18 protein-coding genes and 1 riboswitch are annotated in these 21,319 nt (G+C 43.4%); of the genes, 3 read left to right on the top strand and 15 right to left on the bottom strand.

The window, feature by feature from the left end; genetic code table 11:
* From NKF87_RS05780 to NKF87_RS05765, 4 genes are all read right to left on the bottom strand, one after another.
* The gene (locus NKF87_RS05780; RefSeq protein WP_253584161.1) at positions 1-1,026 is read right to left on the bottom strand and encodes a molybdopterin-binding protein; all 1,026 of its coding nucleotides are present in this window, start codon (positions 1,024-1,026) and stop codon (positions 1-3) included.
* 33 nt (positions 1,027-1,059) lie between these two features.
* Positions 1,060-2,175: a molybdopterin-guanine dinucleotide biosynthesis protein B gene (gene mobB / locus NKF87_RS05775; RefSeq protein ID WP_253584159.1), complete on the bottom strand. Its 1,116-nt coding sequence runs from the start codon at positions 2,173-2,175 to the stop codon at positions 1,060-1,062.
* A gap of 124 nt (positions 2,176-2,299) precedes the next feature.
* Positions 2,300-2,521, bottom strand: a riboswitch (molybdenum cofactor riboswitch).
* A gap of 21 nt (positions 2,522-2,542) precedes the next feature.
* A complete protein-coding gene (locus tag NKF87_RS05770) occupies positions 2,543-3,160 on the bottom strand; it encodes a GNAT family N-acetyltransferase (protein WP_253584158.1) in 618 nt (205 codons plus the stop codon).
* A gap of 121 nt (positions 3,161-3,281) precedes the next feature.
* On the bottom strand, positions 3,282-4,916 hold the full coding sequence (locus NKF87_RS05765) for a class I adenylate-forming enzyme family protein (protein WP_118225515.1): 1,635 nt from the start codon (positions 4,914-4,916) through the stop codon (positions 3,282-3,284).
* Positions 4,917-5,142: 226 nt separating this feature from the next.
* Between NKF87_RS05765 and NKF87_RS05760 the strand changes: the two genes are divergently transcribed.
* Positions 5,143-5,820, top strand: coding sequence for a YoaK family protein (locus NKF87_RS05760; RefSeq protein ID WP_227080828.1), 678 nt, complete (start codon positions 5,143-5,145; stop codon positions 5,818-5,820).
* Between the two features lie 604 nt (positions 5,821-6,424).
* Here the strand turns inward: NKF87_RS05760 and NKF87_RS05755 are convergent.
* Together NKF87_RS05755 and NKF87_RS05750 are read right to left on the bottom strand one after the other, a co-directional pair.
* Complete coding sequence (locus NKF87_RS05755; protein ID WP_253584156.1) at positions 6,425-7,606, bottom strand: iron-containing alcohol dehydrogenase; 1,182 nt, start codon at positions 7,604-7,606, stop codon at positions 6,425-6,427.
* A 107-nt stretch (positions 7,607-7,713) separates the two neighbouring features.
* Positions 7,714-9,810: a hybrid sensor histidine kinase/response regulator gene (locus NKF87_RS05750; RefSeq protein ID WP_253584154.1), complete on the bottom strand. Its 2,097-nt coding sequence runs from the start codon at positions 9,808-9,810 to the stop codon at positions 7,714-7,716.
* Positions 9,811-10,015: 205 nt separating this feature from the next.
* Here NKF87_RS05750 and bioB point away from each other — a divergent pair, with 205 nt between their 5' ends.
* The gene (gene bioB / locus NKF87_RS05745) at positions 10,016-10,987 is read left to right on the top strand and encodes a biotin synthase BioB (protein WP_173792072.1); all 972 of its coding nucleotides are present in this window, start codon (positions 10,016-10,018) and stop codon (positions 10,985-10,987) included.
* A 615-nt stretch (positions 10,988-11,602) separates the two neighbouring features.
* Here the strand turns inward: bioB and NKF87_RS05740 are convergent.
* Entirely contained in the window at positions 11,603-11,782 is a 180-nt protein-coding gene (locus tag NKF87_RS05740) for a DUF6472 family protein (RefSeq protein ID WP_006426050.1), read from the bottom strand.
* A 186-nt stretch (positions 11,783-11,968) separates the two neighbouring features.
* On the opposite strand from NKF87_RS05740, the gene NKF87_RS05735 reads away from it, so the two are divergent.
* Positions 11,969-12,808, top strand: coding sequence for a formate/nitrite transporter family protein (locus NKF87_RS05735; protein ID WP_117598034.1), 840 nt, complete (start codon positions 11,969-11,971; stop codon positions 12,806-12,808).
* 58 nt (positions 12,809-12,866) lie between these two features.
* Here NKF87_RS05735 and NKF87_RS05730 read toward each other — a convergent pair whose 3' ends face one another.
* From NKF87_RS05730 to yqeC, 8 genes are all read right to left on the bottom strand, one after another.
* Complete coding sequence (locus NKF87_RS05730) at positions 12,867-13,496, bottom strand: AAA family ATPase (protein WP_117598033.1); 630 nt, start codon at positions 13,494-13,496, stop codon at positions 12,867-12,869.
* A 179-nt stretch (positions 13,497-13,675) separates the two neighbouring features.
* Entirely contained in the window at positions 13,676-14,506 is an 831-nt protein-coding gene (locus tag NKF87_RS05725) for a TPM domain-containing protein (protein WP_253584152.1), read from the bottom strand.
* Between the two features lie 16 nt (positions 14,507-14,522).
* Positions 14,523-15,587, bottom strand: coding sequence for a hypothetical protein (locus tag NKF87_RS05720; protein WP_055281046.1), 1,065 nt, complete (start codon positions 15,585-15,587; stop codon positions 14,523-14,525).
* A gap of 37 nt (positions 15,588-15,624) precedes the next feature.
* Entirely contained in the window at positions 15,625-16,857 is a 1,233-nt protein-coding gene (locus NKF87_RS05715; protein WP_253584151.1) for an SPFH domain-containing protein, read from the bottom strand.
* 18 nt (positions 16,858-16,875) lie between these two features.
* Positions 16,876-18,156 (bottom strand): 23S rRNA (uracil(1939)-C(5))-methyltransferase RlmD, encoded by a 1,281-nt coding sequence (gene rlmD / locus NKF87_RS05710; RefSeq protein ID WP_181978364.1) that lies wholly within the window; start codon positions 18,154-18,156, stop codon positions 16,876-16,878.
* Complete coding sequence (gene rsmH / locus NKF87_RS05705) at positions 18,053-19,117, bottom strand: 16S rRNA (cytosine(1402)-N(4))-methyltransferase RsmH (protein ID WP_117598030.1); 1,065 nt, start codon at positions 19,115-19,117, stop codon at positions 18,053-18,055. Before rsmH ends, rlmD begins: the two co-directional genes overlap by 104 nt.
* Positions 19,083-20,576, bottom strand: coding sequence for a selenium-dependent molybdenum cofactor biosynthesis protein YqeB (gene yqeB / locus NKF87_RS05700; protein WP_330642807.1), 1,494 nt, complete (start codon positions 20,574-20,576; stop codon positions 19,083-19,085). The genes rsmH and yqeB overlap by 35 nt, the downstream gene beginning before the upstream one ends.
* Entirely contained in the window at positions 20,510-21,313 is an 804-nt protein-coding gene (gene yqeC, locus NKF87_RS05695) for a selenium cofactor biosynthesis protein YqeC (protein ID WP_253584149.1), read from the bottom strand. The genes yqeB and yqeC overlap by 67 nt, the downstream gene beginning before the upstream one ends.
* Positions 21,314-21,319: the final 6 nt, after the last annotated feature.

The following is a 21,319-nucleotide window of genomic DNA, read 5'->3' as shown; positions in this document are numbered from 1 at the left end:
TTATGTCTCCTTTCCAAATGGGCAGACCGGATAATGGCATTCCCGGCATCCCAGGCAGAGTCCTCCATGTCCCATCCGGATAATCGCTTTCCGGTCAATCCGGACTCCTGCCGCTATTCTCGGAAGAATCAGGTCAAATACCGTCGCCTTTGCATACATCACACACCCCGGAAGTCCGACAATCGGTGTCCCGTCCTCAAAATATCCAAGACACAACATTGCCCCAGGAAGTATCGGTGCTCCATAGGTTACAATCCCTGCTCCGGAAGCTTTGATCGCCCCCGGCGTCTTATCATCCGGATCAACACTCATTCCTCCTGTACAGATGATCAGATCCACTCCTGATTTCTTCATATCTGCAATCGCCTGTGTAATCATCTCCATGTCATCACTGCACAGCACATGTTTTATCATCTGTATCCCGAATACTTCCAGTTTCTTTTCTACTACCGGCGTAAACTTATCCTTGATCAGGCCTTTATAGACTTCACTTCCTGTCGTGATCACACCTGCAGTCTTTAATTTCCACGGTGTCACCTTCAATAATGGTTCTTTCCCCGCTGCTTTTTCTGCTTCTTCCAGTTTCTTTTCATCTATGACCAGCGGAATCACACGCATTCCCGCAAGCTTGTCTCCTTTTCTCACTGCCACATTCGTATGTCTGGTCGCAATCATGATCTCATCGACACTATTCACATCATATAAACGCCCGACATCCACTTGAAATAAACCGTCAATATCCGCAATCAATTCAATCTTTCCTTCTTTTACTTCTGACGGATGCATATTTTCATTCTGTGCGATCTTACGCAGGCGTTCCGCACCTTCATCTTCATGAAGCATTCCATCTGTCTTCTCCCAGACATACAGATGTTCTTTCCCAATCGAAAGCAATACCGGAATATCTTCTTCTGTGACAACATGTCCCTTTCGGAATCTTGCATCTTTCGTTACTCCCGGAATGATCTGTGTCATGTCGTGACATAATACATGTCCTGCTGCATCTTCTGTTCTGATCAGTCTCATATTTTCCTCCTCATTTTTTTGTTTACATTATCATCATGATATATTCTGTATATAGCGAAATAAAAAATCTGCCGTTTTCTCAATCTCTTCCAGTGGGAACACATTTTTGCAATCCAGAATCTCCACATCACTGATCACCGCCAGACATTCTTCCGGCAATAGCAGCATGGGTTTTCCGGTCCCCTTCCGGTGCAGCATAATCTTCGGCCATGGTCCTTGTTTAAATCCTTCCGTCAGGATCAGATCTACTCCGTCTATCTTTTTCAGAAATTCTTCCGGATCTGTCTGCCTGTTTTCCATCAATACCGCTTTTTCCGATGAGATCAGTCCTGTTACATCTGCCCCGGCTTTTGTGAAACGGTCACTGTCTTTTCCTTCGTGGTCAATTTCAAAGCGGTGTCCGTCATGTTTTACAATTGCGATCTTAAGTCCCCGTGCTTTCAGCTTTGGGATTAATCTCTCCAAAAATGTCGTCTTACCGGTGCCGGAATATGCAACAAAAGATACAATCGGAATATCTGTGTGCAGTTCTTTATCCGGTCTGACTGCTGATCGTTCTGTAAACGTCTGATATTCCTCCCTGGTATTGATATTTTGGAATTTACGGCTTCCATCCGTCAATCCTTCTACAGCTACATAACACACTCTCAGACGCTCCAGCAGGTGCTTTACTTTCAAATCTCCGGATTCCAGCTGTTCTTTCAGAATCTCCAGTATAGATTTCCGATACCATGCACAGAGAACGTATTTCTTTCCGGTTCTGTCTACCGGGATTACTGCATCGATTCCATCTGTCAGATAATGTTCCAGTTCCTGTGCCGTATCCCAGTTGACCAACGGCATATCACAGGACATTACCCAGACCTTGTCGTAACTGCATTCTTCCAACGCAGAACAGAGTCCCATAAGCGGACCCTTATCCGCTTTCCGGTCTTCGATATGCCTTGCTCCTATCTCAGGATAATCCCGCCGGTCTTTTACCGAGAGCAATATCTCATCTGCGTCTTTTAGATTTTCCTCAATCTGTTGTAAAAATGTCTTCTTTCCAATCAGAAGTCCTGCTTTATCCTGACCCATCCGGGTGCTTTTTCCTCCGCAAAGTATCACTGCGCTGGATCCGGACTTTATCTTATTCAATTCTGCATTCATAATATAAAAAACCTGCTCTTTCCGAAAAAAGAGCAGGCAGACACAGAGAACTTGCCCTCCATTCAAAAGATCTGCCACTGGCAGTTCTTTACAGATGCTTGGATATCCGGCAACTTCTCTTGTATATCTTAGGTACTGCTCTCCTTTCCAAATATGCGGGAGGCAGATACGTTTCCACATCTACCCTGAGGAACTGACGTATCTGCCGTTCCTGGCCAGCATCCCATCATCACAATTCTTCTGATCCCTTTATGTCTGATTTCGATTTCATTTTCTATGCATCGACGTCTCAGATATGATACTTTATGTGATCTTAGGTATGAAGGCTTCGGAGAAACCTAGTATTTTCACTTATTTAACATGCATATTATAAACGTAGTTCTCCGTTCTGTAAAGAAATATCTCCCACAATCTCCGGAAATGCAATCACCGGCGGCTGATCTGCCACGTGCTCTCCAATCTCTTTTTCCATCCACGCCAGATTATACCATCTGTGGAATTTGTAACCACAATTTGTAAACCAGCCGACCATACGATATCCCAAATGTTCATGGTAATGGATACTTGCATTGGTCAGATATTCATCTTCCTGTTCCGTACAGGCGATACACGCATTCATATTCAGTATATTTTGCCTCTTTAATATCTTCTCCAGCTTATCATATAGTGCTGTTCCGATTCCCATTCCTTTTTTATTTTGGTCCACATAGATAGATGTCTCTACATTCCATCCACCTGCCGGTCTGTCGTGAAAGGCACTTGCATATGCATATCCGCATATTCCCCCATTTAACTCTGCCACAAGATATGGATATCTCTCCAGCACATGTCTGATTCTTCCTCGGAATTCTTCCACGGTCGGCACATCATACTCATATGTAATAACTGTGTGCTCGATATAAGGCGCATAGATTGCAAGCAGTGCTTCCGCATCTTCCTCTTTTGCAATGCGGATCTTCATTTCTTTTTTCTCATTCTGATTCATTCTATCTTCAGCTCCAGTCTGCTTATTTTTCATTCTCACTATTATAAACATATCTGTAAAAAAATGTCATCTCCCTGCAAAGTTTTCCTTGCAAAAGAAATGACATTTCTGATACTTTTCATTATCCCTGGTTCTGTGCTGCAACCAGCTGTGTTGCTCCGTATTTCGCACGAAGCTTTGGTTTTTCAATCTTTCCGGTAGGATTACGTGGGACATCTGCAAATATAATCTTTCGTGGTCTCTTATATCTTGGAAGCTTCTTACAGAATTCCTGAATATCCTCTTCCGTACATTCTACTCCCGGCTTCAGTTCAATGATCGCCGCAGATATCTCGCCCAGTCTGTGATCAGCAAGCCCGATAACAGCTACATCCAGAATTGCCTCGTTGGTACGCAGGAAATCTTCGATCTGCACCGGATAGATATTCTCACCGCCACTGATGATAACATCTTTCTTACGGTCAACCAGAAAGATAAAGCCATCTTCATCTTCCATCGCCATATCTCCGGTATATAACCATCCATCATGCAGAACTTCTGCGGTTGCTCTTGGATCTCTGTAATAACAGGTCATGACTCCAGGTCCTTTGACTGCAAGTTCTCCAGTCTCGCCCTGTTTTACAGGCTCACCCTGTTCATCAATAATCTTCGTTTCCCATCCATATCCGGCTTTTCCGATAGCTCCTACTTTATCAATATTGTCCACTCCAAGATGTACACATCCAGGTCCGATAGACTCACTTAAGCCATAGTTCGTGTCGTATTTGTGATTTGGGAAGTATTCTTTCCAATGTTTGATCAGACTTGGCGGTACCGGTTGTGCTCCGATATGCATCAGTCTCCACTGGTCCAGATCATAATCTGCAATATTCAGTTCTTTGTTGTCAAGTGCAAGAAGAAGATCCTGCGCCCATGGTACTAACAGCCATACGATTGTACAGTGCTCTTCAGATACAGCCTGTAAAATTGTCTTCGGACTTGTTCCTTTTAACAATACTGCCTTTCCACCAGTCAGAAGACTGCCGAACCAGTGCATCTTGGCTCCGGTATGATACAACGGCGGAATACACAAAAACACATCGTCTTTTGTCTGACCGTGATGATTCTGTTCTGCTTTTGCCGCATGCATCAACGATTCATGATTATGCAGGATTGCCTTCGGAAATCCTGTTGTTCCGGATGAAAAATAAATAGCTGCATCGTCATCGTCGTTCACATCAATCTTAGGTGACTGACTGGAACAGTTAGCTGTATGCGCATTGTAATCCTCCGCAAAACCGGGACATCCGTCTCCTACAAAATATAACAGACGTCCTTTGCTGATCTCGTCTGCAATCTCCTCTACTCGTCCGATGAACTCCGGCCCGAATACCAGAATATCTATCTCTGCAAGTTCTACACAATACTTGATCTCATCCGCAGAATAACGGAAATTCAAAGGTACTGCCAGTGCTCCGGTCTTCAGGATTCCGAAATAGATTGGCAGCCATTCCAGACAGTTCATCAGGAGAATCCCCACTTTTTCTCCTTTTTTGATTCCTCTTTCAACCAGCAGATTGGCAAATCTATTTGCCTTTTCGTTAAATACATTCCATGTGATTTCTCTTCTGTAATAAGCTGCACGGGATGGTTCAATCAGGTCAAACTCCTTCCATGTAGTTCTTTTTGTCTCCGGCATCTCCGGATTGATCTCTACCAGCGCAACATCGTCTCCGTACAGGCGGCAGTTTTTCTCCAATATATCTGTAATCGGCATTGGAAAATTCCCCTTTCGTGTTCATTTCATATTTATTATGTTTTATATGATTCTTAGCGTCTTTGGCTTTCGTACTTTAACGCTTTTATTCATTAAAGTCTATAATACTCAACTTTCCTTCAAATGTCAATCTATATTTGTATTATTTTCCATTCGATCGAATTTTTCTGCACTTTCGTTTGATTTTTCTGCTTCCCCAGCCTATAATAGGCAACGGGTGATAAAAATGAATTGGATACATAATCATAAACGTGCATTACTGCACATAAACCTTGCATTTATCGGTGGACTGACCGGTGTCTACGCCATCTTAGTCCGCGGTGGTAACTTCGGTGCCGCACAGACCATGAATCTGATTGAAATGATCTTAAATTTTGCTGAAATGAATCTGACAGATGCTTTTCTGCGTCTGGCGATTTTTATTTTATATGGTCTTGCAATCATTGCAGCTTTCTTAATCGGGGAACGTTTTTCCTCCGTAAAATCTTATATCGCGCTGGTGATAGAAACTGTCTGTGTATGGATTGCCGGAATCATTCCGTCATCCGTTCATCCATTGATCGCGCTGTTCCCTGTATTCATTCTGAATGCATACCAGTGGCAGACGTTTACTACTCCGGAATGTTATAACAGTTCCACCATCTTTTCGACAAATAACTACAAACAGACCGTCCTTGCGTGGATGAGATATCATATGACTCATGATCAGTCACAGAAAAAACGTGCATGGCTTTTTACAGGTACACTGATTTTCTTCCATCTAGGAGTTCTTGCCGGATATTTTGCAGTAAAGCACGCCGGAATTCATGGAATATGGTTTACATTCGTGCCGCTCATTACAGCCACCTGTCTGGTGCTTCCGATTGGTGAGGCAGAGATACTTGAGGCTGATGTTGGGATTTAATTCAGGAAGGCTGTGGATACCCGAACCGGAATAAAGCTTGAAAAGGTGTTCCTGTTCAGGTTCCATCGGCGGGTCAATTCTAAAGGGGCAAAATTCTGCTAAAAGCAGGTTTTCAAAATTTGAAACTCGGCATACGCCTCAGACAGTCAAATTTTGAAAACCTAACGCAGAATTTTGCCCCTTAAGAATTACCAACGCCTCTTTCACATTCACTGGAACGCCTTTTCAAGCTTTATTCCGTGTGTATCAAATGCCTTACGAATGGTAAATGCGTAACCGTAGTGGCTTCCGCTGGGTTACACTTCCGGGCATTTTATTTATTAACATTCGCTGCCAGTCACGACTTGAAGGAAACAATAGATAAGGATTATTGTGAATGTGGAATGCCGTTAGAAACAATTAGAGAGTCAGAAGCACCGTTAAAGGAACGAAGCGAACGTGTTTGAGGCGAACGCCGAGTTTGAGCGTAGTTCCTTTGCTTTTAGGTGATTCTGACTCTCTTAGTGTTTCTTATGGTATGGAACCTGAACAAGAAGCCTTATCTATTGTTTCCTTCAAGGACTGAGAGGCCGCTTCCCAGTTAATAAATTAAATCCCAATTCTCCTACAATGCCGCTTTATATATCTTATACATATCTTCTTCATGCAGCACCTTCGCTGATCCTTTGCTTCCCTTGCATCCGATACTGCATTTATGTGCCATCAGTTTCAACTCATCATCGCCCGGATCAATGCCAAGTTCATGGATAGATGTTGGCATTTTAATCTCACGGTAGAAATCTTCCATTGCCTCTATTCCGCGTAAGGCCACATCATCGGCTGTTCCTTCCGGATCCACCTGCATAACATTCATTGCAAACTTTTCAAATCTTGGAAGACAGTCTTTGTATACATATCTTGCCCAGGATCCCCAGATTGCAGCAAGTCCTGCACCATGTGCCACATCATAGATTCCTCCTATCTCATGTTCCAACGCATGAGATGCGAAGTCTCCTCCGACGACAGCGCCGCAGCCGGTCAGACCATTATGCGACAAACTTCCTGCCCACATCACTTCTGCCCGGGCATCGTAGTTCTTCGGATCACGGACCAGAATTCTTGCATTTTCAATTACGGTACGCATCAGACCTTCTGCAATGCTGTCTGTAATCTCCATATTCCCGCCATTTGTAAAATAACGTTCCATCGTATGCATCAAGATATCCGTACATCCGCATGCAGTCTGATAATCTGGCAGTGTCATGGTAAGTTCCGGATTCATGATTGCAAAACGCGGTCTTCCATAATCACTGCTGTATCCTCTCTTGACCCATCCTTCTTCTTTTGTGATAACAGAAGAATTACTCATCTCGCTTCCGGTTGCTGCAATTGTAAGTACAACACCAATCGGAAGACAGCCTGCTGCCTGACGCTTTCTGTCATAGAAATCCCATACATCCCCTTCATTGGCTACTCCGTATCCGATTGCTTTTGCAGAATCAATCGCACTTCCTCCGCCTACTGCAAGAATGAAATCTACACCTTCTTTCTTTGCAAGCCCGATTCCTTCATACACCAGAGAAAGTCTTGGATTCGGTACTGCTCCTCCAAGTTCTATATAATCTACCTCTGCATCATCCAGAGAAGCCTTCACTTTATCTAAAAGCCCAGAACGTCTGACACTTCCACTTCCGTAATGAATCAGAACTTTTTTACAGCCCTGTTCCTTTACGAGTCCTCCACATTGGTCTTCTGTATTCTTTCCAAATACAACTTTGGTCGGTGTGTAATAATTAAAATTATACATAAGTTCTCCTTCTTTCCCACATACCTAAAATATGCTACAGATTTCTCTATAGCATATTCTAATCTTCCTCTTTACTTTTTTCAACAATCATTTGCAGCCTTATACCATCATCTGATATTATTTTTTCTTATACACTCCTTCAGTGCCGTCATCATTTTATCTGCATCAATAGGCTTTGTAAGATGCCAGTTCATCCCTGAAATATGGCTGTTAATGATATCTTCTGCAAACGCATTTGCACTCATTGCTATGATTGGTATCTTATCCGCATCCGGTCTTTGCAATGTCCGGATCTTCCTTGTCGCATCCCATCCATTCATATACGGCATCATAATATCCATAAAAATCACATCGTAATATCCCGGTTCCGACTCCTCAAACTTCGCAACTGCTTCTTTACCGTCTGCCGCACACTCTACACAGATTCCTTTCTCTTCCAGCATTAACTTTGCAATCTCCAGATTCAACTCATTATCTTCTGCGATCAATGCATGCAAGCCTTCCAACGGAATATCTTCTGTACTTTCTGTATTCACATTCTCTGTATATTGCATCAGATTCTGTACCCCGGTCTTAAATGGAATCGTCATAGTCACAGTTGTTCCATAGTTCTTTTTACTCTTTATCTCAATTGTCCCGCCAAGTCTTTCTGTAATCTTCTTCGCTATCGCAAGACCGAGCCCGGTACCTTCATACTGTGTCCGGCTTGTCTTATTTTCCTGCGAAAACATCTCAAATGCGTGTCCTGCAAACTCCTCACTCATACCAATTCCATTATCTGAACACCCAAATTCATAAAACGCTCTCTCGTCATCTTCCGATATTTCCCTGCACCACACACTCACATTGCCGCCTGGCTTTGTAAATTTCACTGCATTATCAGTAATTACTGTCAGAAGTTTTTCTATATAAACCGGATTTCCCATCAGATACATATGATTCATCTCCGATTTTTTCCAGTCCACAACATAATCAATCTTTTTTTTACCTGCCTGCATCTGTTGATCTGTGTTGACTCGGTTTAACACTGCCGCCAAATTAAACGGTATATCATTTTCGACAAATTGCTCCGTCTCTAACTTGTTCATATCCAGAATATCATTTACCATAGAAACAAGATGCCTGGCGGATTCCAAAAGCTTCTCTCTACATTTTTTCTGTATCTCCGGATTGTCCGGATAACGATCCGCAAGCTCGGTCATACCGATGATTCCATTTATCGGTGTCCGGATATCATGACTCATATTAGACAAAAACCGTGATTTAAGCGCTGCATCTTTCCTGGCTTCCGCAACCTGCTGTAGCAGTTCCTGTTCTTTTTTCTTAACATCACTGATACTGCGGATCGCACACAGTACATGGGTCAGATTACCGTCTTTGTCCCTTTTCTTCTCGATAAAACGAAGTTTATGCCAGTTGCCATCTTTCATCTGGTACTCCATCACAATGGTCTCTTCATTCTTCATTCGTACAGGCAGTGTCGTTATATCTGCAAATTTAAGAAATGCTTCCTGATACTCTTCTGCCACAAACTTCTTGCATGCATTCCTGTTGCCAGAAGTCACTTCTCCGGATTTTTTATAATTCATATTCTCAACAGCCCGGTTTGAAATTTCTTCAAACCAGTTTTTCGAAATATCAATTCTTGAAATATACTGATAGCTTTTGGCAATAGCCTCTATAATCTCATTGCTTAGTTTCGCTTCATCCAGTGCCTTCTGTAATTGTTTCTGAATTGCTTTTTCTTTATACAGAATACCGTCCACATTCCGATACCCCAGAAATATGTAAAAATTTTTCCCGTCTGTCTTTCCTTTCACTGCATAAGCCTCATAATAACTGTCTTTTCCGTCTTTGGAAACACTGTGATAATAATAAGTAAGGCTTTCCTTCTCCTGAAGTCTCTTTTTCAGATTTTCACACTTATGCCAGTCTAAAAATTCCTCCTGTTCCGTTTCCGGAATAAAGGTCTCTGCATACCGTCTTGTAAATTCATCATAATCAGCAAATATTCTGTACTCCTCTCCGACGATTTGTTTTGCGTTCGTATTTTCAATCAGCCGCAGAATTTCATATTTTCCGGAATTCAATTCCAGCCGGTATAATGATACATATTCCGTGAACAGTTTCTTTAAAACATACATATCCTCCGATGACATATCCTGTTGTGTATTCAGTTGTAACTCTTCTTTCTGTGTTGGCATAATATTTCTCCTCATAGAATACATCTGTACATACCATAATAATATTATACACTACTTCTCTGAGAATGTGTCAATGTAATATTTATTTACACACAAATGTTAACCAATCATTTGACTGATGTTGACTTTCTCTTTTCAGTATGTTAACCTTTTGACTATATCAGTTAACAAGTGATTTATACTACATATAAAGGAAGGTAACACCATGATTTCAGAAATTCACACACACGAAGATCCCATTTTAACACGAGAAGAAGCCATTGAAATTCTTAATACTCCTGATGATCAGTTAGATATGCTCATCGAACGTGCCGGGATTCTCCGTAAAAAATATAAAGGAAACCGTGTCAGCATTCATATTCTGACCAATGTCCGCAGTGGCAACTGTACTCAGGACTGTGCTTACTGCGCACAATCCTGCCGTTCTGATGCAGACATCGACACTTACAAATGGGTAGACGACGACAAATTATATAATGATAATGATTTTGTAAATGAATATCATCTTTCCCGCCACTGCATCGGATTAAGTGGTATGGGATTCACCGATGCCGATATTGAACAGCTTGCCGGGCGTATCCGCAAGATGAAGGAAACCGGAACCCATCTCTGCTGCTCCATTGGATTCTTAACTGAAAAGCAGGCCAGAATGTTGAAAGATGCCGGGCTTGACCGCATCAACCACAATCTGAACAGCAGCCGTAATTATTATAGTCATATCTGTACTACGCACACCTTTGACCAGCGTGTGGAAAATATACATATGCTTCAACGGCTCGGATTTGAAATCTGCAGCGGTGGTATCATCGGTATGGGAGAAAGTAAAGAAGATGTGGTCGATATGCTTTTGGAACTAAAAGAGATCAATCCGGAAGCTCTTCCGATCAACTTCCTGCTTCCGATTCCCGGTACTCCTCTTGGCGATCAGGATATCTCCGGGCTTACTTATGAATATGGAATGAAAGTCCTCTGCCTTGCAAGACTCCTGGTCCCGCAGTCTGATATCCGATGCGCCGCAGGTCGTGAAGTGTATTTTAAAGGACATGAAAAAGAATTATTAAGTGTGGTCGACTCCATCTTTGCCTCCGGTTACCTTACTGCCGGTGGACAGGGAATCAACGATACAATCCAGACGATAACCGATGCCGGATTCACTTACGAGATAGAATCTGCGTAATTGGGATTTAATTTATTAACTGGGGAAGCGGCCTCTCAGTCCTTGAAGGAAACAATAGATAAGGCTTCTTGTTCAGGTTCCATACCATAAGAAACACTAAGAGAGTCAGAATCACCTAAAAGCAAAGGAACTACGCTCAAACTCGGCGTTCGCCTCAAACACGTTCGCTTCGTTCCTTTAACGGTGCTTCTGACTCTCTAACTGTTTCTAACGGCATTCCACATTCACAATAATCCTTATCTATTGTTTCCTTCAAGTCGTGACTGGCAGCGAATGTTAATAAATAAAATGCCCGGAAGTGTAACCCGGTGGAGGCCACTACGGTTACGCATTTGCCATTAATTCTTGAGGCATTTGATACACACGGAATAAAACTTGGAAAGGCGTTCCAGTGAATGTGAAAGAGGCGTTGGTAATTCTTAAGGGATAAAATTCTGCGTTGGGTTTTCAAAATTTGACTGTCTGAGGCGTATGCCGAGTTTCAAATTTTGAAAGCCTGCTTTTAGCAGAATTTTGCCCCTTTAGAATTGACCCGCCGATGGAACCTGAACAGGAACACCTTTCCAAGCTTTATTCCGGTTCGGGTATCCACAGCCTTCCTGAATTAAATCCCAATCACATCTGCTTCCTCACCACCATATACTCATCCCCATTCCGGTAATAAGGACACTGATAATGCTGGTCAGATATAAGACGCATATATTCATCTTCATCCATATTGATATCGCACATATAACTTTCATAATCTTCATCGTATGTATAATAAGTACAGCTTTCACAGCTATTCTGAGCCATCGTAATTCTCCTTTTTCTGATTTGATAATTGAATTTCTCTGTTTTTCATCGATTATAACATATTTTTCCGATACTGTATGTAAAAAAGAGCATAAACATTGCGATTACAGGTTGCCCCTGCTTTGTTATCCATGTTATATTTTATGTGATATTTTTATTAAACTATTACTAAAGGAAAGGGTTATTATGGATTCAATGTTTAACACTCCGCAGGAAGTTGTACAGGCCAATATGAACGGTGCTGTAAAAAAAGCTGCGACTTCTAAAAAGAAAGTATTCTTTATGGGAATCATGGCTGGTGTCTGCATCGCACTCGGTGCTCAGTCCAGTAATGTTGCCATGCATGATATTTCAAATGTAGGGCTTGCGCGTCTGGTTGCAGGATGCGTCTTCCCGGTAGGTCTGATGATGATTGTATTTATCGGAGGAGAATTGTTCACCGGAGATTGTATGATGACGATGGCATGTATTAAGAGAAAGATCAGCGTTGCTTCTCTCATCCGTACTCTGGTAATTGTATATTTCGGAAATATGGTCGGTGCAGTTGCTCTCGCGTATCTGGTATATCTGTCCGGACAGTATAATTACACCAATGGTGCTCTCGGTGCATTTACAATAAAAGTAGCTCTCGGAAAAGTCAGCCTGTCTTTTCTGCCTGCTCTGATCTCCGGAATTTTATGTAACATCCTGGTATGCGCTGCAGTATTGATGGCTTCTACTGCAAAAGATATTGCCGGAAAATCCCTCGCCATCTTCTTCCCGATCATGGCATTCGTTATATCCGGCTTCGAACACTGCGTTGCAAATATGTATTATATCCCGGCCGGAATCTTTGCTTCCATGAATGCGGATTATGTTGCCAAAGCAAAGGAATTATACGGCATCACCGGAAGTCAGATTGCTTCTTTGAACTGGGAAAATTTCTTTCTTGTCAATCTTCTGCCTGTTACAATCGGTAATATTATAGGCGGTGGATTTATCATCGGCGGCTTATTTTTCTATCTTCACGGAAAGAACTGTAAATAAAGATAAAAAAACTGCAATTGATAATACCGTTATAACAATATTATCAATTGCAGTTTTTTTATAGGTCAAAATTAACAGGAGACATAGCTTTTTCCAGTTCCCGGATCATCTCTACCAGCTTTTCTGCTGTCACTTCAATTCCAAGTCTAGAACTATTAATACACAGATCATAATTATGTGGTCTGCCCCAGCTTCTTCCGGTGTAATAATCATAATATGCTTTTCTGTCTTTGTCTTTCTTTCTAACCAGCGAAGTTGCCGCTTTCTCGTCTATGGAAAGCTGTTCCATCTTTCTCTGTACACGCCACTCAAACGGTGCAGCTATAAACAGGCTGATATGATCAAGGTTTGCCTGTTCCAGTATGTAATCTGCGCAACGTCCGACAAACACACAGTTTGCTTTTTCTGCCAGCTCCCGGATAATAGAACTGTATGCCTGATGCAGTGTATCATTGGCTGTCATTCCGTTGAGTTCCTGATTCGGCACATCATACCACACCTGATGCAGCCATGGATTATGTTTTTTCTCATCCGCCTTTTCCAGAACTTCTTTGGGCATTGCAACAATCTTTTCTGCTGCCTTGTCAATCAGATCCCTGTCATATAATTCCATCCCCAGTTTTTCTGCAATTATTTTTCCGATTTCATGACCGCCGCTTCCAAATTCTCTTCCGATACAAATAATCATAACACTTCCTCCTTTTCGCAAGTATATTCTGTCTTGTATACTTTAACTATAGCTCTTTTTTTCAGATCATAAAACCAACAATCCAGAGAAAATGTCTATTTATATCCATTTTATTCACTCATAAATTCTTCCGTTGAAAATCGTCTTATCCATCGGCCGTTCTTCACCTGAGTTCCTGATCAAAACTTACCACTGCGGCCTCCATGACTCTTACCGGAAGATCCGGTATGCACAGAACTTCCACCGCTTTCCTGCTTCCGTTCGATCTTTCTTGTTGTTACGACACGGTTCACAAAGTGATCCGTCCTGACCGTCAGATCCAGGCTGCCCGCTTTTTCATATTCGGCTGCCGTTACCTGGGATTTTACGGATTTGAGTTTTGTTTTTTTGATCATTGCCATTACAAATGCAATCATGGCGCCGATCAGCAGATCTCCCGCTATCCACCATGGTGATACCTTCTTTTTCGGAAGGTGCCCCGTATCATACGGCTCTCCTTTCTCCGCCTGTGTCAGAAAATCATCACACAACGATGTATATTTCGAAAATGCGTCCAGATACGCTCCGTCACTCAGATCTGGTACGAACTGGTCTTCCATGTATGCAAGCCCGGCATCCGTAAACGCCGTGATCGCATCTCCACTTGTAGATATATTCCATTGCCGGTCATCCATTGCCACCAGAAACAGAATCCCACTGTCGTTTTCTCCATACCCATAGCCGTTGTCATCATAATAATCATCTGCATATTCTTCCACGGTCTTTCCATTCAGAGAATCCACAGTCACTATGATCACGTCACACTCCTGCTCCTCGCTAACTGTATCCAACTGCTGATTCAGTTCTTTTTCTTCACTGTCTGTTAGGATATCTGCATCATCTACCAGCCTTGGCAGTTCGCTGCCAGCCGGTACATCTTCTGCATTTACATTCTGAACTACGCATAGTAGAAACAGGAGAACTGCCACGATCATACCGGATATATACCGTCTTGTTTTCTTTCGTTTCATGTCTTTTCTCCTTTTCTTATATCAGAACCGTCAGCCACATCAGTGCATAAAGTATGACTCCGATCACCAGTCCTCTGGATACAACATACTTCCAAAATGCGCCTTTATCTGCCGGCAGATCTCCTACCATCTTTCCCGTCTGTCCGTTCATGGCAAATACATACTTTTGATCCCGCCAGGTTGTATTTAATATCCACACCGGATACAGTGCATATTTCTGAGATGCCTTTTGAATCTTCACATTGTCTGAAACCGGTTTTACGATCGAATAGCCTTTCACTGTGTCCCGAAGTTCCCGCTTTATGCTTGCCTTTGCACGTTTTTTTGCCCGTTTCTTACACTCATCTGCTTCCACATCATACCGTTCTGCCACATAACCTGCCAGATACGGATCTTTGAACGGCACAGCATCTTTGAAATCGTATGGTTCCAGAGATTCCATCAGATCATCTTCCATCTTCCTTGATCCGTCTTCCGGAATATGCTCGAATGCCATCGTTCCTCCACGCTCAATCTTGAAGAATTCATGTTCTGTATATTCTACATCACCGCTCATCCATACTCTTGATCGTTCTGCATCATAAGTAACCAGTGCATTTGTCTCCATATCAAACAGCCAGAATGGTACATAAATTCCTACAATCTCATCAATATGATTTTCCTCTTTAAAAACAGACGGTACAAAAGCTTTTCCTTCCAGATGCTTCTGGTAAGCCGCCTTTGCCGCTTTCTTATCCAGCTTAAACGGAATGACATAGTCCGGTTTTAATCCGCCTTCAAACTGCCCTTTTAGTACAACACGGTTCCCGCAGAACGGACAGGTTGTTGCCCCGGTCGTCTTATCGGCCGTAATCTCTCCTCCACAGGATTCACAGATATATGTAACAAAAGTGCTTTCTTTCGTGCTTTTTTCCGTCTGTCCGCTTTTTTTGTCCTCACTCGTCTGCGATTCATTCAGTGCTTCATATTCTTCCACCGAAATCTCTGTATCACAGTAAGGACATTTCATCTTCTGGGAAGTACTGTCGAATTCCATCGTTCCTCCACAGGCCGGACATTTATATTCTTTTATAGCAGACATATATACTCCTTATCTGAGTCTCATCCAATCGTAATTCTTAAGCAAATGGTTTGCCGCAGTTTGTACAGAATTTCCCATGATTTACAGCTCCACAGCTGCAAATCCAGTTCTCCGGTGCCTGTGGCTTCGGACTTCCACAGTTCATACAGAACTTTCCTTCATTCAAAGTGCCACAGCTGCAAGTCCAGCTTCCGGTCTGTTGCTGTGCAGACTGTTCCTGTGCAGCCATCTGTCTTGCCTGTTCTTCCTGCTGACGTTTCTCTGCCCCCTGGTTATAAAGACCCTGCAGATTCGCCCCGCCATTCATACCGGACGCCATATTCATACCCATGAAGCCCATCATTGCTCCATTCGGATTACCTGCCGCACTCTTCATTGCCTCTGCCTGCGCCATGCCAAGCGTTGCAGCCATCATACTCGGATCTGTATACATAGCAGTATTCTGTGCCTGCTTGATCGCTTCTGCATCCTCATCCTTGATCGTGACCGGATTGAATGCAACCGATACAACTGAGATTCCCCTGAGTTCTGACCATTTCTTCGTCAGAATCTCATTCATCGCATCACTGATTTCCATCGAATGTGCCGGGATCTGACTTGGGCGGATCTCAAGCTCTGCAATCTTCGCAAATGCCGGCTGCAGGGCATTCACGAATTCCGTCTTTAACTGTGGAGCAATCTGGTCTTTCTCATAGCAGTCCGTCACATTTCCGCCGAGACTTGTATAGAATAACAGTGGATCTGTGATACGGAACGAATAGATTCCGTTACAGCGGATCTCGATATCTTTATCAAGATTAATTCTTTTGTCTACCACACGGAACCATACCGGATTCGCCGTGCCGAATTTATTGTCCGTAATTTCTTTGGTATTAAAATAATACACTCTCTGATCTTTCGCCGTATCTCCGCCGAACGTAAATCGTTTCCCGATCGTCTGAAAGGTCGCCTTGATCCCTTCTCCAAGACTGCCGCAAAAAACACTTGGTTCCGAAGACATATCATATGTGTATTCTCCCGGTTCCGCACATACTTCCACAATCTTCCCTTGATCCACGATCATCATACACTGCCCGTCCGCCACGGCAATTCCGGATCCGTTCGTGATCACATTATCGTGTCCTTTTGTGTTCGATGAATGCCTGTCTATACGTTTTTTTCCGCGTACCATCAACGTGTCATTGTCTAATGAATCAGAGTAGAAGAATTCTTTCCACTGGTCTGCCAGTGTTCCACCTGCTGCGCCTGTTGCTGCTTTGATAAGTCCCATATATTTTTCCTCCTTTATCTATCTCTTTTTCACAAGCTTTACTACCGTCTCGATATGATCGCAGAACGGGAAGTTATCCACCGGCTGGATCTTCATTGCCTGATATCCGTTTCCCGTCAAATATTTCAGATCTCTTGCCAGTGTCTCCGGATTACAGGACACATAGACAACCCTCTTTGGCCCGAGCTTTATTACAGAAGAAAGGAACTTCTCATCACTTCCGGCTCTCGGCGGATCCATGAATACCACATCTGCTTTTTGGTTCTTCGAAGCCATATCTACCATGAATCTTCCCGCATCACCTGCATAGATCTCGGCATTCTTGATGCCATTTTCTTTTGCGTTGATTCTCGCATCTTTCACCGCATCTTTGTTCAGCTCTACTCCAATGACTCTCTTTGCATTCCTGGCTGCAATCAGACCAATTGTACCGGTTCCGCAGTACGCATCGATCACCGTCTCTTTTCCGGTCAGTTCCGCATAGTCCATGGCTGTATTATAAAGGATCTCCGTCTGTACAGGATTCACCTGATAGAACGATTTTGGAGAAATACGGAACGTACAGCCGCATAATCTGTCTTTAATAAATCCCGGTCCGTAGATCGGCTTTTCCTTTTCTCCCAGCACCATACTGGTCTGCTTGTTATTCACATTCAGTACTACGGTCGTAATCTCGGGATGTACTTTTCTCAAAGCCTTCACAAAGTTATTCTTTGATGGCAGAATTGGCGATCCAAGCACCAGAACGACCATAATCTCACCAGTCTCAAAGCCTCTGCGGATCAATACATGTCTCAAAAGTCCATATCCTGTATCTTCATTATATGTCTTAATCTTAAAAGACGGCAGAAGTTCACGGATTGTACGGATGATCTCCTGACTTTTCTTATCTTCGATCAGACATTCTTCCACTGCGATCACACGGTGCGTTCCTTCTGCATAGATGCCGGATATCACATTTCCTTTTCTGTCATGATCGAACACCGCATGTACTTTATTTCTATAAAAATATGGATGCTCCATACCGATAATCGGACTGACTTTGCAAAAGCCGCCCAATAATTTTTCTTCCTGCTTCTGTTTTCTTTTCAGCTGTTCTTTGTATGGCATCTTCTGGAACTGGCAGCCGCCACATTTTTTATCGATTTTACATGCAGAAGTCTGATTCCGTGTCTGCTTTTTATTTTTCTGTACTTTACTCTTCTGACCTGATTGCCCAGCGCATTTTCGTGCATTTCGCACGGCTGTTGCGGAAGCATTCTTCTTTGGACGGTCGGATGACGTCTTTTGCGATCTCACTGTACAGGCCCTCCTTTTTCCATTGTTTGAATGATTTCTTTACCAGACGGTCTTCCCCCGAATGGAAGGTAAGGATTGCCACTTTTCCTCCCGGTTTTAGCACACCCGGCAGCTTATCCAGGAAATCATACAATACTTCAAATTCATGATTCACATCAATACGAAGTGCCTGGAATACCCGCTGGCTCGACTTACGTATTGCTTCTTTTCTTTCTTTTTCCGGAATAAATGCAAGTGCCTCTCCGATCACCTGGTGCAATCCCGTTGTTGTTTCAATCTTTCCGCCTTTTCGGATCTTTTCCGTAACTGCTTCTGCAATCTCTTCTGCATAAGGTTCATCTGCATTTTCAACCAGCATCCCTGCAAGTTCTTCTCTTGAAATGTCATGCAGCCGTTCTGCCGCACTGATTCCTTTCTCCGGATTCATCCGCAGATCCAGAGGACCTTCTGCTTTAAATGTGAATCCCCGGTCCGGATTATCGATCTGCATGGATGACACACCAAGATCTGCCAGTACAAAATCAAATTTTCCGGCTTCTTTTGCTACTTTGTCAATATTAGCAAAGTTCTCAAGCTTTACTGTCAGGATGTCTGATCCAAATCCTTTTTCCTCCAGACGTTTCTTTGTCTTTGCTGATTCGATCGGATCTACATCCAGTCCGTAGATATGACCCTCTCCCTGCAGTTTTTCCAGCATCTTTGAGGTATGCCCTCCATATCCAAGCGTTGCATCCAGTCCCTGCTGTCCCGGCTGGATATCAAAAAAGTCTAAAATCTCCTGTACACAGATGGAAATGTGCATTCCTGCCGGTGTTCCGCCTTTTTGGATCACCTTTGAAATAGTATCTGCATACTTTTCCGGATTCAGTTCTTTATATTTTTCTTTATAATTTCTCGGATGTGTTCCAGAATATCGGACTCTCCGTTTATGTTTCTTCTCTTGATTTTCCTGATTCTCCATAATCTCTCTCCCATTTTATCAGTTGTTCCGGTACATCTACATCCCGGAGTTCTGCTTCTTCTGTCTCACAGAGCACCACATCTTCTTTATGTGCACAGATGATCTGTTTTCCGCCTTTATCACCGGAAAGTCTGCACAACTCCCGGAAAAAGCACGAATCCCATAATACGGGATTCCCGGTTCTTCCTTTCCATCCGGCACATACAATCTTTCCCGGATGCATCTTCCCCATCTCAAGCATACGGGCAAATGTCCCGGCTGTCAATCCCGGCTGGTCACATACGATGAACATAGCCCCCTTTAACCCCGGATTCTCATCTAATGCTCTCTTTAATCCTAACTTCAGCGAATGTGCGATTCCAAGATCCGGCTCCGTATTCTGTACCACCAGCATCCCCTGTGTTTTTGCCGCATTCTCTATCTCTTCAAATCTTGTTACCACTACCTGTGTACACAATGGAAATGCACGCATTTTACGAAGGGTATGTTCGAACATCTGCCCTCCATCCAGTTTCTCCAGCAGCTTATTGTTCCCGTATCGGCTTGACTTTCCGGCTGCCAGGAGAATCATCGCATAATCTTTATCTGACAGGCGTGCTTCTACTGTCTTTACCACGGAACTGCCAATCTCATTTGCCTTATCCGAGATCAGATAACACAATTTCTTGTCCTTTCTCGGATCCACATCTCCAATCTTCAGACCCTTTTTTACCTGCACGCCTTCCTGTAACATCCCCCGGATCACACCGTCCAACTGAGAATAGACCGGTTTTCCTCCGGTCAGAGCCAGAAGTTGTCCTTTTCGGACGACATCCCCGATCTGTGCTTTCGGCTCCATCCGTCCGGCTGCCGACGCCCTGATCAGACGTTCCAGCGCATAGCCGCCCACATATCCCGGAATGCCGGTATTGGGAATCGGCTGTCCGTCATAGATGATATCCGCAAGTGTTAATCCACGCATTGTCTCTATGACAGCATGGACATCTTTTCCCGCTATAAACCCCGGTCCGAGACCGATCACATATGGTGCATCTGCCCGACTGGTTCCTGTATTTCTTTTTGCAAGAATTGCATCCACAAGTACATCCGGTCTGAATTCTCTCCGGATCTCTGCCTCCGGGTCTACGATTACGGCAATCTTATCCGCTGCCAGTACCCTCCTGGCTTCCTGATAATTTTCCACAAGAATTCCTTCTATTCCTTCTACTTCTATCCTGCCTTCATAGACTGCCCGTGACATTGCAACTTCACGTCTGACGGTAAGCGGCACTGCAATCTCCGTCATGATCACCCGGAATCCTGCCCTGTGAAGTGCCACTCCTACACCCGTAGCCAGATCTCCGGCTCCTCTGATTAATACTTTTTTTCTGTTTTTATACATTTCTGACATAGTTACCATCTTTCTTTCAACGGAATCAGGTCCGATACCACATGCACTCTGCGGATCTGCCCCGGGCATTCCATACTATCTGCATGCCTGTCTGACAACTGCTTTACGATCTCTTCCGCAAGTTCCACTGCCATTTTTTTCTGCTCCTTAGTATCTGCCTGATTCAGTATCACCTGATATTCCATATCATCCGTCACGTATTTTCGTCCCGCACTCTGACTTACCGCAAGTGTGACAATATCTTCCGGACACAGAATATCTTCTTCTGTCTTTCCGAGAATCTTCCCGGTTTCTTTCACCCGGAAACAACCTTCTTTCAGCTTCTTTCCAACCGCACTCATCCCATATACATTCAAAACAATATCTGTCTGCTCACAGATCACCGGCTCATGTTCCGCAGGGGTTTTAACCGGCAGACGCTTCGCTCCGTCTGCCTCTAGAAGCAGTACGCCTGGTTCACGGCTGATCTCTTTTAGATATTCTTCTTGAAAAGATGCAAGCTTCCCATCCGTTGTCTCTCTTCCCATCCATACAACACCATATTTTATCATAATCTGACGGAACATTTCCAGCGAAGGTTTCCCCAGAAAATATCCGGCATCACATTTTTGTATATGAGTTGTTGTAGAAACCGCACATGGAATTCCGGCATTCCGGCATTCATCCATAAGCCTGCGGATCACTGTCGTCTTTCCGCCTCCGCCGACAACGGATACCGTCTTATGAAAATTTTCTTTAAAAATTCCAATAGCCTGGCATAAACTGCCAGGCTCTTTCCATTCACCATTTATATAACTTATTATCATATAAGG

Origin of the sequence: Dorea longicatena (genome assembly GCF_024168045.1) — a bacterium.
Lineage (GTDB): Bacteria > Bacillota > Clostridia > Lachnospirales > Lachnospiraceae > Dorea_A.
This window is presented reverse-complemented; position numbering and strand designations above follow the sequence as displayed.